The 15,191-nt window shown below is 72.0% G+C and carries 16 protein-coding genes; 11 read left to right on the top strand and 5 right to left on the bottom strand.

What is annotated here, in order from left to right; all coding sequences use genetic code 11:
* Positions 1-8 precede the first annotated feature (8 nt).
* The 3 genes from OG711_RS29095 to OG711_RS29105 all read left to right on the top strand — a co-directional run bounded on the left by OG711_RS29095 (position 9) and on the right by OG711_RS29105 (position 2,398).
* Positions 9-578: a DUF5304 domain-containing protein gene (locus OG711_RS29095; RefSeq protein ID WP_073791199.1), complete on the top strand. Its 570-nt coding sequence runs from the start codon at positions 9-11 to the stop codon at positions 576-578.
* A 52-nt stretch (positions 579-630) separates the two neighbouring features.
* The gene (locus tag OG711_RS29100) at positions 631-1,572 is read left to right on the top strand and encodes an ROK family glucokinase (RefSeq protein WP_073791196.1); all 942 of its coding nucleotides are present in this window, start codon (positions 631-633) and stop codon (positions 1,570-1,572) included.
* Between the two features lie 76 nt (positions 1,573-1,648).
* Positions 1,649-2,398 carry an endonuclease/exonuclease/phosphatase family protein gene (locus OG711_RS29105; protein WP_329561444.1) on the top strand — a complete coding sequence of 250 codons (750 nt, stop codon included), beginning with the start codon at positions 1,649-1,651 and terminating at the stop codon, positions 2,396-2,398.
* A 15-nt stretch (positions 2,399-2,413) separates the two neighbouring features.
* Here OG711_RS29105 and OG711_RS29110 read toward each other — a convergent pair whose 3' ends face one another.
* Entirely contained in the window at positions 2,414-3,064 is a 651-nt protein-coding gene (locus OG711_RS29110) for a hypothetical protein (protein WP_073791191.1), read from the bottom strand.
* Complete coding sequence (locus OG711_RS29115; protein ID WP_073791188.1) at positions 3,057-3,836, bottom strand: alpha/beta hydrolase; 780 nt, start codon at positions 3,834-3,836, stop codon at positions 3,057-3,059. Before OG711_RS29115 ends, OG711_RS29110 begins: the two co-directional genes overlap by 8 nt.
* A 245-nt stretch (positions 3,837-4,081) precedes the next feature.
* Here OG711_RS29115 and OG711_RS29120 point away from each other — a divergent pair, with 245 nt between their 5' ends.
* From OG711_RS29120 to OG711_RS29140, 5 genes are all read left to right on the top strand, one after another.
* Entirely contained in the window at positions 4,082-4,861 is a 780-nt protein-coding gene (locus tag OG711_RS29120; RefSeq protein ID WP_178391085.1) for a lysophospholipid acyltransferase family protein, read from the top strand.
* A 135-nt stretch (positions 4,862-4,996) separates the two neighbouring features.
* Positions 4,997-6,205, top strand: coding sequence for a MacS family sensor histidine kinase (macS, locus tag OG711_RS29125; protein WP_329564115.1), 1,209 nt, complete (start codon positions 4,997-4,999; stop codon positions 6,203-6,205).
* A 101-nt stretch (positions 6,206-6,306) separates the two neighbouring features.
* The gene (locus OG711_RS29130; protein WP_073791702.1) at positions 6,307-6,951 is read left to right on the top strand and encodes a response regulator; all 645 of its coding nucleotides are present in this window, start codon (positions 6,307-6,309) and stop codon (positions 6,949-6,951) included.
* 122 nt (positions 6,952-7,073) lie between these two features.
* Positions 7,074-8,102, top strand: a complete 1,029-nt coding sequence (locus tag OG711_RS29135) for a 6-phosphofructokinase (protein WP_329561449.1) — start codon at positions 7,074-7,076, stop codon at positions 8,100-8,102.
* Between the two features lie 781 nt (positions 8,103-8,883).
* Positions 8,884-9,888, top strand: a complete 1,005-nt coding sequence (locus tag OG711_RS29140) for a 2-hydroxyacid dehydrogenase (RefSeq protein ID WP_073791183.1) — start codon at positions 8,884-8,886, stop codon at positions 9,886-9,888.
* Here the strand turns inward: OG711_RS29140 and OG711_RS29145 are convergent.
* Together OG711_RS29145 and OG711_RS39195 are read right to left on the bottom strand one after the other, a co-directional pair.
* On the bottom strand, positions 9,831-11,741 hold the full coding sequence (locus OG711_RS29145) for an anthranilate synthase family protein (RefSeq protein WP_329561452.1): 1,911 nt from the start codon (positions 11,739-11,741) through the stop codon (positions 9,831-9,833). The genes OG711_RS29140 and OG711_RS29145 overlap by 58 nt on opposite strands.
* Before the next feature lie 127 nt (positions 11,742-11,868).
* A complete protein-coding gene (locus OG711_RS39195; protein WP_073735655.1) occupies positions 11,869-11,925 on the bottom strand; it encodes a trp operon leader peptide in 57 nt (18 codons plus the stop codon).
* A 154-nt stretch (positions 11,926-12,079) separates the two neighbouring features.
* On the opposite strand from OG711_RS39195, the gene OG711_RS29150 reads away from it, so the two are divergent.
* Together OG711_RS29150 and OG711_RS29155 are read left to right on the top strand one after the other, a co-directional pair.
* Positions 12,080-13,435 (top strand): class II 3-deoxy-7-phosphoheptulonate synthase, encoded by a 1,356-nt coding sequence (locus OG711_RS29150; protein WP_107499306.1) that lies wholly within the window; start codon positions 12,080-12,082, stop codon positions 13,433-13,435.
* Between the two features lie 185 nt (positions 13,436-13,620).
* Positions 13,621-13,878 carry a (2Fe-2S)-binding protein gene (locus OG711_RS29155; protein WP_178391084.1) on the top strand — a complete coding sequence of 86 codons (258 nt, stop codon included), beginning with the start codon at positions 13,621-13,623 and terminating at the stop codon, positions 13,876-13,878.
* A 37-nt stretch (positions 13,879-13,915) separates the two neighbouring features.
* Here OG711_RS29155 and bfr read toward each other — a convergent pair whose 3' ends face one another.
* Complete coding sequence (gene bfr / locus OG711_RS29160) at positions 13,916-14,395, bottom strand: bacterioferritin (protein ID WP_073791174.1); 480 nt, start codon at positions 14,393-14,395, stop codon at positions 13,916-13,918.
* 152 nt (positions 14,396-14,547) lie between these two features.
* Between bfr and OG711_RS29165 the strand changes: the two genes are divergently transcribed.
* Entirely contained in the window at positions 14,548-15,180 is a 633-nt protein-coding gene (locus tag OG711_RS29165; protein WP_073791171.1) for a sulfite oxidase-like oxidoreductase, read from the top strand.
* Positions 15,181-15,191 lie beyond the last annotated feature (11 nt).

The raw sequence follows: 15,191 nt of genomic DNA on the forward strand, positions 1-15,191 counted from the left end.
CACCCGCCATGAGCGATGCCGAGCGCCCCGAATCCCGTCCCGGCGGTGAGAGCGGTTCCGACGGTGAGCGGGACGCCCCCACGGCCGGTCCCGCCGACTCCGACGCCTGGTCCACGGCCTGTGCCGAGGACCTGGCCGAGGAGAAGGCCCGCCGCCGTGCCGAGCACGGGCCGCAGCCCGGCTCCGCGGCCGAGGAACTGCGCCGGCTGATGGACGCGGTCACCGAGAAGCTGTCCGGGCTCCAGTCGCCGCTGCTCGGCTCCGTCGCGTCGGGCGCCGCCGAGCAGGCCGTCCGGCAGGCGGTACGGCAGGCCCGTGCGGCCGTCGAGCCCGTCATCGAGCGCAACCCGCAGGTCTTCGACCACCTCGCCGCCGCGGGCGGCGAACTCCTCGCCGCGTACCGCTCGGCCGTCCAGGCCCAGGAGAGCCGCTGGACCCGGGGCCCCGGGGCGGACGGCGCCGAGGGGGACCGGCCCGCGGCGGACGGCCGCCCCGAGGGCGATCCCAGCGACCCGCGTGACCAGGCCGGTCCCGGGGACGACGGAGCCGCCGGGGGCGGACGCATCGATCTCGACTGACCCCCGCTCGGGTACGGTTGACGCTGCGGGCCACGATCGAACTGAGGGACATATGGGACTGACCATCGGCGTCGACATCGGTGGGACGAAGATCGCGGCCGGGGTGGTCGACGAAGAGGGCGCGATCCTGGAGACACACACCGTGCCCACCCCGTCGACCCCCGACGGCATCGTCGACGCGATCTGCGCGGCGGTCGGCGCCGCGGGCCGCGGCCACGACATCGACGCGGTCGGCGTCGGGGCCGCCGGTTACGTGGACGAGAAGCGCGCCACGGTCCTGTTCGCCCCCAACATCGACTGGCGCCACGAACCGCTCAAGGACAAGGTCGAGCAGCGGACCGGCCTGCCGGTCGTCGTGGAGAACGACGCCAACGCCGCCGCCTGGGGCGAGTACCGCTTCGGCGCGGGCCAGGGCCACGACGACGTCATCTGCATCACCCTCGGCACCGGCCTCGGCGGCGGGGTCATCATCGGCAACAAGCTGCGGCGCGGCCGGTTCGGGGTCGCCGCGGAGTTCGGCCACATCCGTGTCGTGCCCGACGGACTGCTGTGCGGCTGCGGCAGCCAGGGCTGCTGGGAGCAGTACGCCTCCGGCCGCGCGCTGGTGCGCTACGCCAGGCAGCGCGCCAGGGCCACCCCCGAGCGGGCGGGCGTACTGCTCGGACTCGGGGACGGCACCGTCGACGGTATCGAGGGCAAGCACATCAGCGCCGCCGCGCGCGCCGGGGACCCGGTCGCCGTCGACTCGTTCCGTGAGCTCGCGCGCTGGGCCGGGGCCGGACTCGCCGACCTCGCCTCGCTCTTCGACCCGTCCGCCTTCATCGTCGGCGGCGGTGTCTCCGACGAGGGCGATCTGGTGCTCGACCCGATCCGCAAGTCGTTCCGGCGCTGGCTCGTCGGCTCGCACTGGCGGCCCCACGCCCAGGTGCTGGCCGCCCGCCTCGGCAACAAGGCCGGACTCGTCGGCGCGGCCGACCTCGCCCGCCAGGGCTGACCGGCCGCCCCTGAACAGGGCGACACCCACCCGGCCAGGCGCCGGGGGCGCCGCGCGACACCGTACGTTGGGGATCATGTCTTCCAACTCCGTTGCCGAACCGGACGGTTCGGCCGTGATCCGGGTGCTGAGCTACAACGTACGGTCGATGCGTGACGACACCGGCGCCCTGGCCCGGGTGATCCGGGCCTGCGCCCCGGACATCGTCCTGATCCAGGAGGCGCCGCGCTTCTTCCGCTGGCGCAAGAAGCTCGCGAGACTCGCGGCGGCGAGCGGTCTCTACACGCTCTCCGGGGGCGCCACCGCCGCGGGCCCCGCCCTGCTGTGCTCCCTGCGGGCCACCGTCGAGCACACCGAGGACACCCTGCTGCCGCTCACCCCCGGCCTGCACCGCCGGGGCTTCGCCACCGCGGTGCTCCGCTTCGGCGCGGCCCGGGTCGCCGTACTGAGCTGCCATCTCTCGCTCCAGAAGGCCGAGCGGCATATCCAGTCCGGGCTGCTGCTGGAGCGCCTCGCGGAGCTCGGCGCCCCGCACGCCGTCGCGGGCGGCGACATCAACGAACGCCCCGACGGCCCGGCCTTCCGCCGGCTCGCCGGGTCCCTCCAGGACGGCTGGGCCACCAAGCCCTGGGGCGCCGAGTACACCTCGCCCGCCGACCGGCCGCGCCAGCGGATCGACGCGGTGTTCGCGACCCCCGGGATCGAGGTCCTGAGCTGCGGGGTCCCCACCGGACTCCCCGGGATCACCGACGCGGACCTGAGGGCGGCCACCGACCATCTGCCGGTCCTGGCCACCCTCCGCGTCCCTGTGTCCGGCACCCCGTAGGGCGCCGCGCGGAGATCACACCACCGCGCCGCGCCCCGGGTCCTCCTCGTCCTCGTCGTCGGGCTTCATCCGGGCCACCAGCGTCGCGAAGCCGCCGAGGAAACCGCCGATGGTGGCCAGCGACAGCCACCAGGTCATCTCCCAGCCCAGCAGCACCGCCAGCAACAGCAGCAGCGGGCCGCCGATCAGCCCGAGCCACGCGAACTTCGCCGTCGCGTCGGCGTCGGGCAGCGGCGGCGGCTCCGGGGGGACGAAGTGCCCCTCGTCGCCCGCCTCGAAGTCGTCGTCCGAGGGCTCCGCCAGACTGTGGTCCCGGGGCCCGCCGACCCCCGGGGCGAACGTCACGGAGCCCCCGAGCGGGGTGCCGGGACCGCCCGCCGCAGAGTCGTCGCCCTTCCCGGACGCCTCGTCGCCGCCGGTCTGCGTACCGCCGCTCTCCGTGCTGTTGGTCTCCGCCTCCAGGAGCGCCAGGTCCTCCACCGACTTGAAGGGCTTCGCCCCGGGCGGGTCCGGCGGCTCCTCCCCGTACCCCGCCACGATCGCCTCCCAGGCGGCCGACTGCGCCGCCTCGTCCAGCGGCGCGGCCTCATCCGGCCCCTGCTCCCCGGCCGCCGCGCGGTCCTCGGGCTCGCGGCCGTCCTCGCGGTCCGCGTCGTGCTCAGCCACCGGTGGCCGTCCCTTCCTTGCCGACACTGGGTGCGAGCCGGCCGATGAACGCGAGGCTCTCCTCGAAGATCCGGTCCGCGTCGTGGTCCAACGTCGCGACGTGGTAGCTCTGTTCCAGCAGGATCTCGGTGACATCCGTGGACGACACCCGGCCCAGCACCCGCGCCGAGTCCGACGGCGGCACCACATGGTCCTCCGGGCTGTGCAGCAGCACCAGCGGCTGGGTCACCTGCGGCAGGTCCGCGTCCACGACCTTGAACAGATGCCCCAGCGAGTACGCCGCGCGCAGCGGCACCCGCTCGTACCCGACCTCGAACGCGCCCTCCTTCGCGATGTCCCCCACCAGCCCCTTCGTCGTCCGGACCAGATGCCGGGCCACCGGCAGCGCCTTCGACGCCGCTCCGTGCAGGGCGATCGCCGGGTTGACGACGACGATCCCGCTCACCGCGTCACCGTGCTGCGCCGCGAGCCGCAGGGCCAGCGCGCCGCCCATCGACAGCCCGAGGACGAACACCCGCGCACACCGGTCCCGCAGCGCGTGCAGCTCCCGGTCGACTTCCGCGTACCAGTCCTGCCAGCCGGTGGACTCCATGTCCTGCCACCGGGTGCCGTGGCCGGGGAGCAGGGGCAGGGACACCGTCAGTCCCCGCGCGGCGAGGAAGTCCGCCCAGGGGCGCAGTGACTGGGGGGAACCGGTGAATCCGTGACAGAGAAGGACACCGGTCCCCCCGCCGTCATGACGGAAGGGCTCGGCACCGGGGAGGACCGTCACGTTCGGTCTCCTGTTCGTGTGAAGGGTCGGAAAACGGACCGGGTGCGTCCGGCCGGGGTCCAGGGGTCCGGCCGGGGGGCTGAGGGGCTCGGGAAGGCTCTGCGCACTGGGCCGGGGCTTCGCAAGGGGTACTTCACCGTACGCGACGGTGCTGACACCGGCCAGGGCCGTCGGGCCTGTCCGCCGCGCCGCGGGTTATGGTCTGACCGACAGAAACAGGAGGCAGTCGGTTGATCTACGGCGCGATGAAGTTTTCCATCGGGGGGCCGCTGAAGCTTGCCTTCAGGCCCTGGGTGGAGGGCATCGAGCACATTCCCGCCGAGGGTCCCGCCATCCTCGCGAGCAATCATCTGTCCTTCTCGGACTCCTTCTTCCTCCCCGCGGTCCTCGACCGCAAGGTCACCTTCATCGCGAAGGCCGAATACTTCACCACCCCCGGCGTCAAGGGACGGATGACCGCCGCCTTCTTCAAGGGCGTCGGACAGCTCCCGGTCGACCGCTCCGGGGCGCGGGGCGCGGGCGAGGCGGCGATCCGCAGCGGGATCGAGGTACTGGAACGCGGCGAGCTGTTCGGGATCTACCCCGAGGGCACCCGCTCACCCGACGGCCGTCTCTACCGCGGCAAGCCCGGCGGACTCGCCCGGGTGGCGCTGGCCACCGGCGCCCCGGTGATCCCCGTCGCGATGATCGACACCGAGAAGATCCAGCCCCCGGGCAAGGTCGTCCCCAAGCTGATGCGGCCCGGCATCCGGATCGGCGAGCCCCTCGACTTCCGCCGCTACCAGGGCATGGAGCACGACCGCTTCGTGCTGCGCGCGGTGACCGACGAGGTCATGTACGAGATCATGAAGCTGTCCGGCCAGGAGTACGTGGACATCTACGCGACCGCCGCCAAGCGGCAGATCGCGGAGGCCGCGAAGGCCGAGCGGGAGGCCCTCAAGGCCGAGAAGGCCGCGGACCGGCAGGCCGCGAAGAGCGTCGCCGCCGCGCCGGAGCCGACGGAGCGGGACGCCTCCGGTTCCTGACCGGGGCGGGCGGCCCACCGGAACCGGAACCGGTACGGGGACCGTCAGCGGTAGCGACGACGTACGGGTACCGGCCGCGGTACCGATGGGGCGGGTGGGGGAGCGGTGGGCGGAACGACCAAGCGGGAACGCGTCATGCGGATGTCCGTCGAGCAGCCTCTGTGGAGCGCCCTCACCGGCTACCGCGTGCTCACCATGCTGTACGCGATCGGCGTGTTCCTGTCGATGTACGGCACGGTCGTCCGCCCCTGGGTCGCCATCGCGTACTACGTCGTCCTGGCCGGCTGGACCCTCGCCACCCTGGGGAAGGTCTCCGGCGCGGCCCGCTGCACCAAGCGCTTCCTGGTCGCCGATCTGACCATCGCCCTGACCGGCATCCTGCTCACCCCGGTCGTCGTCCCCTATGAACGCATCGTCGACGGCGCGCCCACCCTGCCGTCGATATGGACCGCGGGCGCCGTGCTCGCCTTCGCCCTCAAGGGCGGCTGGCGCTGGGCGGCCGTGGCCTCCGCGCTCGTCGGCGCCGCCAACATCGTCCAGCGCGGCGGCGTGAGCCGGGACACCGTCCACAACGTGATGCTGGTGTGGGTCGCCTCCATCGCCATCGGGTACGTGGTCGAGGTCGCCCGCGCCTCGGAGCTGACGCTCGCGCGGGCCCTGGAGATCGAGGCGGCCACCCGGGAACGCGAACGGCTCGCCCGGGACATCCACGACGGCGTCCTCCAGGTCCTCGCCATGGTGCAGCGGCGGGGCAACGCCCTGGGCGGCGAGGCGGCGGAGCTGGGCCGGATGGCCGGTGAGCAGGAGGTCGCCCTGCGGACCCTGGTCACCGGCGGGCTCGCACCGCCCTCCCGCGCCTCGGAGGACGCCTCCCGCGGCGCGCTGGTACGGGCCGTCGAGGTCCCCGACGACGATCCGCCGGACAGCGGCGGCCCGCACGACCTGCGCCCGCTGCTCACCCCCCACGCGGGGTCCCGGGTCACCCTCTCGGAGCCGGGCGCCCCGGTACTGCTGGCGCCGGGCACGGCCCGTGAGCTGGCGGCGGCCGTCAGCGCCGCGATGGACAATGTGCGGCGGCACGCGGGTGAGGACGCCCGGGCCTGGATCCTCGTCGAGGACGAGCCCGACGCGGTGATCGTGACGGTCCGCGACGACGGCCCCGGGATCCCCGAGGGACGGCTGGAGCGGGCGGAGGGCGAGGGCCGGATGGGAGTGGCCCTGTCGATCCGCGGCAGGCTGCGCGACATCGGCGGCACGGCCGAACTGTTCTCCGTACCCGGGCAGGGCACAGAGGTGGAATTGAGGGTTCCGCGCGACGGGACCCGGAAGACGGCGACACGGTGACACGGGGGGAGACCCAGCACATGGACACGGCGGCGGAGCACAGGGACACGGCGGCACAGGGCGACGGGGGCGGCACGGAGGCGTCCCGTCCGGTCAGGGTCATGGTGGTGGACGACCACCCGATGTGGCGGGACGCCGTCGCCCGGGACCTCGCCGAGGCGGGGTTCGACGTGGTCGCCACGGCCGGGGACGGCGAGCAGGCGGTGCGCAGGGCGCGGGCCGCCGGGCCCGATGTGGTCGTCCTCGACCTCAACCTCCCCGCGAAGCCCGGTGTCCAGGTGTGCAAGGAGATCGTCGGCGCGAACCCCGCGCTGCGGGTCCTCGTCCTGTCCGCGAGCGGTGAGCACGCGGATGTCCTGGAGGCCGTGAAGTCGGGGGCCACCGGCTATCTCCTGAAGTCGGCGTCCACCGAGGAGCTGATCGGGGCGGTCCGCCGGACCGCCGTCGGGGACGCGGTGTTCACCCCGGGCCTCGCGGGCCTCGTCCTCGGCGAGTACCGGCGGCTGGCCTCCGAGCCCGCGCCGGCCACCGCCGACGAGCCGGGGGCGCCCCGGCTCACCGACCGCGAGACCGAGGTCCTGCGGCTGGTCGCCAAGGGCCTCAGCTACAAGCAGATCGCGGAACGCCTGGTCATATCGCACCGGACCGTGCAGAACCATGTGCAGAACACCCTCGGCAAACTCCAGCTGCACAACCGGGTGGAGCTCGTCCGGTACGCGATAGAACGCGGTCTCGACGACGCCTGACCCGACCAGGCCGACAACTCCCATGATTCATTGAGGAATTGGCCATTCGCTCCATATCGGAGTGACCTGGATCACTACTACCGTGAACAGGTCGGCTTCATCCCGAGCGAAGGGACACTTCCATGCGGGTCGGAGTACTGACCGGGGGCGGCGACTGCCCCGGACTCAACGCGGTCATCCGTGCCATCGTCCGCAAGGGCACACAGAGCTACGGCCATGAGTTCATCGGCTACCGGGACGGCTGGCGGGGTCCGCTGGAGGGCGACCACGTCCCCCTCGGCATCCCGGCCGTCCGCGGCATCCTGCCGCGCGGCGGCACCATCCTCGGCTCCTCCCGCACCAATCCCCTCAAGACCGCGGACGGCGTCGGCCGCATCAGGGCCTCCCTCGCCGAACAGGAGGTCGGGGCGCTCGTCGTCATCGGCGGCGAGGACACCCTGGGCATCGCCGCCCGCCTCAGTGACGAGTACGGGGTGCCCTGCGTCGGCGTCCCGAAGACCATCGACAACGACCTCTCCGCCACCGACTACACCTTCGGCTTCGACACCGCCGTGGGGATCGCCACCGAGGCGATCGACCGGCTGCACACCACCGCCGAGTCCCATATGCGGGTGCTCGTCGTGGAGGTCATGGGACGCCACGCCGGCTGGATCGCCCTGCACTCCGGCCTCGCCGGCGGGGCCAACGCGATCCTGATCCCCGAACGCCGCTTCGACGTGGACCAGGTCTGCGCGTGGGTCGCCTCGCGGTTCAGGGCGTCGTACGCGCCGATCGTCGTCATCGCGGAGGGCGCCATGCCCAAGGACGGCGACCTGGTCCTCAAGGACGGCTCCCTCGACTCCTTCGGCCATGTCCGGCTCTCCGGGGTCGGTGAATGGCTCGCCAAGGAGATCGAGTCCCGCACGGGCAAGGAGGCGCGGACCACGGTTCTCGGACATGTCCAGCGGGGTGGTACGCCCAGCGCGTTCGACCGGTGGCTCGCCACGAGGTTCGGGTTGCACGCGATCGACGCGGTCCACGAGGGGGACTTCGGGAAGATGGTCGCGCTGCGGGGCACCGCGATCGTCCGCGTCCCCATCGCCGAGGCCACGTCCCGCCTCAAAACGGTCGACCCCACCCTCTACGAGGAAGCCGCCACCTTCTTCGGCTGACCCCGGATCCCCCGTACGGGCCGCCTTCGCTCGCGCTTCCGGGTTCGTCCCGGTGGGCCCACTTGTCCCGGTGCGGGTCGCCCGTGGGTGCGCAGTTCCCCGCGGGCCGCCTTCGCTTGCGCTTCCGAGGTCTGTCCGGCGGGACGTACTTCGTTCCTGTGCCGTCGCTCGGTGGTTTCGCGCAGTTCCCCGCGCCCCTTTGGGGCACCCCCCGGCTGCTGTGTCCGCTGGAGGGCCCCGACAGGGGGCGCGGGGAACTGCGCAGAACCACGGGCGCACCGGTACCCGCCGGACAACCGCACCAGGCAGAGGCCCCGATCAGGGGCGCGGGGAACTGCGCGAAAAACGGGCGACCCGCACCCGCAAAGCAGCGGCACCAGGCAGGGGTGCCCCGACAGGGGGCGCGGGGAACTGCGCAGAACCGAGGGCGCACCGGTCCCGCCGGACAATCGCACCAGGCAGAGGCCCCGATCAGGGGCGCGGGGAACTGCGCGAAAAACGGGCGACCCGCACCCGCAAAGCAGCGGTACCAAGCGGGGGTGCCCCGACAGGGGCGCGGGGAACTGCGCGAACCCACCGAGCGACGGCACAGGGAGAAGTGCGCCCGGCACCGAGTACCCGCAAGCGCCAGCGAAGGCGGCCCGCGGGGAACTGCGCACCCCACGAGCGACCCGCACGGGGACAGGTGCGCGCACCGGCACGCCCCCGGGGCCCGCCCTGGGGGAACCCGTATATTCCGGGTTACGGCACCAGAAACCGCCCACCACCCCGGAGGGACTCCGTGGAGATCCTCGCCCTCGGCGTACAGGCCGACGAGAAACCCCTGATCGAAGCCGCCTTCGGCGCCCCGCACGGAGTCCGCTGCCTCGACGTGTTCCTCACCGAGGACACCGCCCCGATCGCCGCCGGCTACGAGATCATCTCCACCAGTGTCAACGCCGACCTCGGCAACCGCGTCCTCCAGACGCTCGCCGCCGGCGGCACCCAGATGATCGCCCAGCGCTCCACCGGCTTCAACAACATCGACCTCCAGGTGGCCGAACGCCTCGGGATGACGGTCGCCCGGGTCTCGTACTACTCCCCGTACTCGGTCGCGGAGTTCGCCTGGACGCTCGGGATGGCGGTCAACCGCCGGATCGTCCGCGCCAGCAACCGCACCCGGGACTTCGACTTCCGCCTCGACGGTCTGATGGGCCGTGACATGCGGGGCCGCACCGCCGGTGTCCTCGGTACCGGCAAGATCGGCGAGGCGTTCGCACGGATCGCCCACGGCTTCGGGATGCGGCTGCTCGGCTGGGACGTCGCACCGAACCCCGAATGCGTGGCCCTCGGTATGGAGTACACCGACAAGGAACGGCTCCTCGCCGAGTCCGACCTGGTCAGCCTGCACGTACCCCTGCTGCCCGCGACCCAGCACCTGATCGACGCCACCGCGCTGCGGACGATGAAGGACGACGCGATCCTCGTCAACTCCAGCCGCGGCGGCCTCGTCGACACCCAGGCCCTGGTCACCGAGCTGCGCGCGGGCCGCTTCACCGGGGTCGGGCTGGACGTCTACGAGGCCGAGGCGGGCCTGTTCTTCCTGGACAAGTCCCTGGAGGCCGTCCCGGACGACGTACTGGCCCGCCTCGTCACCTTCCCCAATGTCGTGGTCACCTCGCACCAGGCGTACTACACCGTGGACGCGGTCACCCAGATCGTGGACACCACCGCGCAGAACGTCCTCGACTACCTCGCCGGCCGCCGCACCGGCAACGTGCTCGTCCCCGCGCCCCCGAGCAGCTGACCGAGCAGGTCCCGCACGATCGACGCCCCCCGCAGGGTCAGCACCGACTCGGGATGGAACTGGACCCCCGCGAACCCGGGACCGCGCAGCGCGTGCACCTCGTCGCTCGCCGGGTCCCGGCTCACCTCCACCCCGTGCGCCGCGAGCTCCAGCGCGGTGTCCGGGGCGCAGCGGGCCACGAAGCTGTTGTAGAAACCGACGGTCTCCGTCCGCCCGAACAGCTCGACGCGGCTCTGCGCCCCCTGGTACGGGACCTCCTTGCGGACGATGTCGAGCCCCAGCTCGGCGGCGATCAGCTCATGGCCGAGGCACACCCCGAGCACCCCGTGCGGCCGGGCCGCCCGGATCAGCTCCGCGGCCAGCGCCCGCAGCAGCCGCATCTTCGGGTCCGCCGCGTCGGACGGGTCGCCCGGTCCGGGGCCCAGCACCACCGGCCCGGGATGGGCGAGCACCGCCGCGCGCAGCCCCGGCTCGTCGTAGCGGCGGACGGTCACCTCCAGACCCGAGGACCGCAGCACATGGCCGAGCATCGCGGTGAAGGTGTCCTCGCCGTCCACGACCAGGGCGTGCCCGCGCAGCTCGTCCCCGCGTTCCTGCATCCGCAGCCAGAACGGCGCGAGCCCGGCCCGCCGCCGGTCGAGCGCGGCCACCACCCGGGGGTCGTCGGCCAGCACGGGCCGCGGCTCACCGGCCCGCTCCCGGCCGGGGCGCACCCCGAGCGCGGCGAGCACCCCGGCGGCCTTGGCGTGGGTCTCCGCCACCTCGCTCCACGGGTCGGACCCGCGTACCAGGGTCGCGCCGACGGCCACCTTCAGCCCGCCCGACGCGTCGATGTCGGCGGTACGGATCAGGATCGGTGAGTCCAGGGTCTGCGCGCCCCCCGCGTCCCGTCCGACCAGGGCCAGCGCACCCGCGTAGTACCCCCGGCCGCCGCCGCCCGGCCCGGCCGGTTCGTACCGCTCGATGACCCGGCACGCGTTCTGCACGGGCGAGCCGGTCACCGTCGCGGCGAACATCGTCTCCCGCAGCACCTCCCGCACCCCGAGGGACGACCGGCCGCGCAGCTCGTACTCGGTGTGCGCGAGGTGCGCCATCTCGCGCAGCCGGGGACCGATGACGACCCCTCCCCGGTCGCCGACGGTGCACATCATCTTCAGTTCCTCGTCGACCACCATCGACAGTTCCTCGATCTCCTTGCCGTCCGCGAGGAAGTCGAGCAGCCCCTCGGCGCTCGGACCGCTCGCCGGGTAGCGGTACGTCCCGCTGATCGGGTTCATCACGACGGTGCCGCCGCTCATCCGGACATGCACCTCGGGGCTCGCCCCGACCAGGGTCCGCTCCCCGGTGTGCACCACGAACGTCCAGTACGCGCCGCTCTCCCCGACCAGCAGCCGCCGGAACAGCGCCAGCGCGTCCGCCCGGCCGAAGCCGGGGAGCCGGCCGGTGTAGGTCCGCCGGATCACGAAGTTCGCGCCCTCGCCGCGCCCGATCTCCTCGCGGAGCACCTGCTCCACGATCCCCGCGTACGCCTCGTCGGTCACGTCGAAGCCGCCGTCCACCACCCGCACCGGCTCCTCGGGCAGCTGCGCCAGGGCCTCGGCGAGCGGGAGCTCGCAGGTCTCCTCCGGGGTGAGCACCATCAGCGGGGTGCCGTCGTCGCGGACGTCGAAACCGCGCTCGCGGATCTGCCGGAAGGGCACGAGCGCGAGCCCGTCGGGGATGTCGGCCAGCCGTTCGTACGTACCGACCGGGCCGGTCAGCACCTCGACGGTGTCGTGGTCACGGCCGGGTGTGCGGCGGCGCAGCAGGGCGAAGGGCGGGCAGTCGTCGTCGAGCAGTCGGCTGAGGTCCATGGGGCGGTCGGTCCTTCCTGCGGCCGCCGGGCGCACAGGGCCCGGCGGGGGTCTGGAGGAGGAACGGCCCCGTGAACGCGGGAAGGCCGCCCCTCGGGCGGCCTTCGCGTGTTTCGGGTACGCGCAGTCAGTGGGCCGCCGGATGAGCGGTCCACCACCAGTTACGGGTCGAGTGCGCGAACATGCGGCGCACCCTACCCGATGCGGGTCCCGCAGGGCATCCGACACCCCCCGCCGGTACCGCCACGGGGCCGGGCACACCGCGCTCACCTGCGAGGTGCGTCTCAAAAGATGAGCGTTCGAATGGACAGCGGGCCGGACCCCGTAAGGTTGTCGAGGTGACCGTGAACGCTGAATCCCAGTCCGTCGCCGCCGGTCAGACCTGGCGCGACCTTCCCGCGGCGCAGCAGCCCGAGTACCCGGATGCCGAGGCTCTGCGCGATGTGATCGCCGACCTCGAAAGCTATCCCCCGCTCGTCTTCGCCGGTGAGTGCGACGCGCTGCGCACCAGGTTGGGTGCCGTCGCCAAGGGCGAGGCGTTCCTGCTCCAGGGCGGCGACTGTGCCGAGTCGTTCGAGGCCGTGGGCGCCGACCAGATCCGGGGCAAGCTGAAGACCCTGCTCCAGATGGGCGCCGTCCTCACCTACGCCGCCTCGGTGCCGGTGGTGAAGGTCGGCCGGATCGCGGGCCAGTACTCCAAGCCGCGCTCGAAGCCGACCGAGACCCGTGACGGTGTCACCCTGGCGACCTACCGGGGCGACTCCGTGAACGGCTTCGCCTTCACCGAGAAGTCCCGGGTGCCGGACCCCGAGCGGCTGAAGCGGATGTACCACGCGTCCGCGTCCACGCTGAATCTGGTGCGCGCCTTCACCACGGGCGGCTACGCCGATCTGCGCCAGGTGCACGCCTGGAACCAGGACTTCGTGAAGTCGTCCCCGTCGGGCCAGCGCTACGAGCAGCTCGCCCGGGAGATCGACAACGCGCTGCACTTCATGCGGGCGTGCGGCACGGACCCGGAGGAGTTCAAGACCGTCGAGTTCTTCGCCTCCCACGAGGCGCTGCTGCTCGACTACGAGGGCGCCCTGACCCGGACCGACTCGCGGACCGGCAAGCTGTACGACACCTCCGGCCACATGGTGTGGATCGGTGAGCGCACCCGCCAGCTCGACGGCGCGCACATCGAGTTCGCGTCCCGGATCAGCAACCCGATCGGCATCAAGCTGGGCCCGACGACCAGCGTCGACGAGGCACTGACCTACATCGACCGGCTCGACCCCGACCGGGAGCCGGGCCGGCTGACGTTCATCGTCCGGATGGGCGCCGACAAGGTCCGCGACAAGCTGCCGAACCTGGTCGAGAAGGTCACCGCCTCCGGTGCCACCGTCGCCTGGGTCACCGACCCGATGCACGGCAACACCTTCGAGGCGGCCTCGGGCCACAAGACCCGCCGGTTCGACGACGTGCTGGACGAGGTCAAGGGCTTCTTCGAGGTCCACAAGGGCCTGGGCACCCACCCGGGCGGTATCCATGTGGAGCTGACCGGTGACGATGTCACCGAGTGCGTCGGCGGCGGCGACGAGATCTTCGTCGACGATCTGCACCAGCGCTACGAGACGGCCTGCGACCCCCGGCTCAACCGCAGCCAGTCCCTGGACCTGGCCTTCCTGGTCGCCGAGATGTACCGCGACCAGTAGCACCACCGCGCCGGAACCGGCGCACCGATGGGGCACGGATCTGTGATCCGTGCCCCATCGTCGTATCCGGGGCTTTTGCGCCGGTGGAGTGGCGGGTAAGGTTAGGTTAGCCTCACCGAAGATCGGGACGGCGTCCATGACCGGCGACCGCCGGTCCCGAGCGAATCCACCGGGGAGGTGACCGCGTGTACGTCTGCAACTGCTTCGGCGTCACCGAGGCGCAGGTGAGGAAGCACGCGGCGGACGGGGCGTGCACACCCCGGCAGATCGCCTCCGCCTCCAAGGCGGGTACGGACTGCGGTTCCTGTGTCCGGCACATCCAGGCCCTGCTCGGCCGGGGCGCCTGCCCCCGCCGTGACCTGGTGGACCAGGGCAGGCCGGCGCTCGCGGAGAGCGCTTCGCTGATGTCGCGTCCGGGCGCCCCGCTGGAGGAAGCCGCCTGACCGGTCGGGTCCGCGGCCACCGGGGCACGGCGGTACGTCAGCCCTCGGGCTGCTCGATCTGCTGGGCCAGGTACAGCGCCTCGCCGAGCTGCTCGATGAGGTCGAGCTGGGTGTCCAGATAGTCGATGTGGTGCTCCTCGTCCTCCAGGATGTCCTCGAAGATCCTGGCCGAGGTCACATCGCCCTTGGCCCGCATCACGTCGATCCCGCGCTTCAGCCGGTCGATGGCCTCCACCTCGACCTGCCGGTCCGCCTGGAACATCTCGGTGACGGTCTGCCCGACCCGGACGTGGAAGAGCCGCTGGTAGTTCGGCAGCGCGTCGAGGAAGAGGATGCGCTCCGTGAGCCGGTCCGCGTGCTTCATCTCGTCGATGGACTCGGCCCGGGTGTACTTCGCGAGCTTGGTCCAGCCGTTGTTGTCCTGAATGCGATAGTGCAGCCAGTACTGATTGATGGCGGTGAGTTCGCCCGTGAGCTGTTCATTGAGGAACTCGATGACCTCGGGGTCGCCCTGCATCGCAGAGGCTCCTTCCGTAAGGGGTGCGGCTGGTGGCCGCATCCTCGCACCGGTCTTCGGAGGCCGTCCAGTAAGTGCATGCTTAGTAGGAGTTGCACCGATCGGCGCCCGCCTGGTCATGGACACCGCGCCGGGTCTGTCAGGATGGAGGCATGGGTCATCCGGTCGGTCGCGAGTCTTCGCCAGCAGCGCAGCCGGACCTTCCACCTGGTCAGCGGCTTCAGCGGGGCTGGCCGGTCACCCATTACGGTCCGGTGCCGCGGTTCCGTCCGGAGCGCTGGGAATTCCGTGTCTTCGGTGCCACGGCGGACGGCGACAAGCGGTGCTGGAATCACGAGGAATTCTCGGAACTCCCCTATTCCACGGTTGTCGCGGATCTCCACTGCGTCACCAAATTCAGCATGCTCGGCGCCGAATGGGGCGGTGTCCCGGCCCGTACGCTGCTCGATCTCGCACCTCCGGCACCGAACGTCACCCATGTGATGGTATGGGCGGAATACGGCTTCAGTTCGAATCTGCGGCTCGCCGACTTCACCTCCGAGCGAACGATTTTCGCCACCCACAAGGACGGTGAGCCGCTCACCGCGGAACACGGCTTCCCGCTGCGGCTGATCGTGCCGGGCCTGTACGCCTGGAAAGGCCCCAAATGGGTCCGGGGCGTCGAGTACATGACGGCCGACCGCCGGGGTTTCTGGGAGGAGCGCGGCTACCACAACATCGGGAACCCCTGGCGTGAGCAGCGGTACTCCTACCAGGAGGAACCGGGCGACGGCCCCGAGCTCTGAGCCGTCCGCCT

The organism is Streptomyces uncialis (assembly GCF_036250755.1).
GTDB classification, from domain to species: Bacteria; Actinomycetota; Actinomycetes; order Streptomycetales; family Streptomycetaceae; genus Streptomyces; species Streptomyces uncialis.

Excerpts from the sequence above, each read along its gene's own strand:
- OG711_RS29120 (WP_178391085.1), top strand. The coding sequence starts at position 4,082 with ATGAAGTTTTCCATCGGGGGGCCGCTGAAGCTTGCCTTCAGGCCCTGG.
- macS (WP_329564115.1), top strand. The coding sequence starts at position 4,997 with ATGCGGATGTCCGTCGAGCAGCCTCTGTGGAGCGCCCTCACCGGCTAC.
- OG711_RS29100 (WP_073791196.1), top strand. The coding sequence starts at position 631 with ATGGGACTGACCATCGGCGTCGACATCGGTGGGACGAAGATCGCGGCC.
- bfr (WP_073791174.1), bottom strand. The coding sequence starts at position 14,395 with ATGCAGGGCGACCCCGAGGTCATCGAGTTCCTCAATGAACAGCTCACG.
- OG711_RS29145 (WP_329561452.1), bottom strand. The coding sequence starts at position 11,741 with ATGGACCTCAGCCGACTGCTCGACGACGACTGCCCGCCCTTCGCCCTG.
- OG711_RS29105 (WP_329561444.1), top strand. The coding sequence starts at position 1,649 with ATGTCTTCCAACTCCGTTGCCGAACCGGACGGTTCGGCCGTGATCCGG.
- OG711_RS29130 (WP_073791702.1), top strand. The coding sequence starts at position 6,307 with ATGGTGGTGGACGACCACCCGATGTGGCGGGACGCCGTCGCCCGGGAC.
- OG711_RS29135 (WP_329561449.1), top strand. The coding sequence starts at position 7,074 with ATGCGGGTCGGAGTACTGACCGGGGGCGGCGACTGCCCCGGACTCAAC.
- OG711_RS29165 (WP_073791171.1), top strand. The coding sequence starts at position 14,548 with ATGGGTCATCCGGTCGGTCGCGAGTCTTCGCCAGCAGCGCAGCCGGAC.
- OG711_RS29095 (WP_073791199.1), top strand. The coding sequence starts at position 9 with ATGAGCGATGCCGAGCGCCCCGAATCCCGTCCCGGCGGTGAGAGCGGT.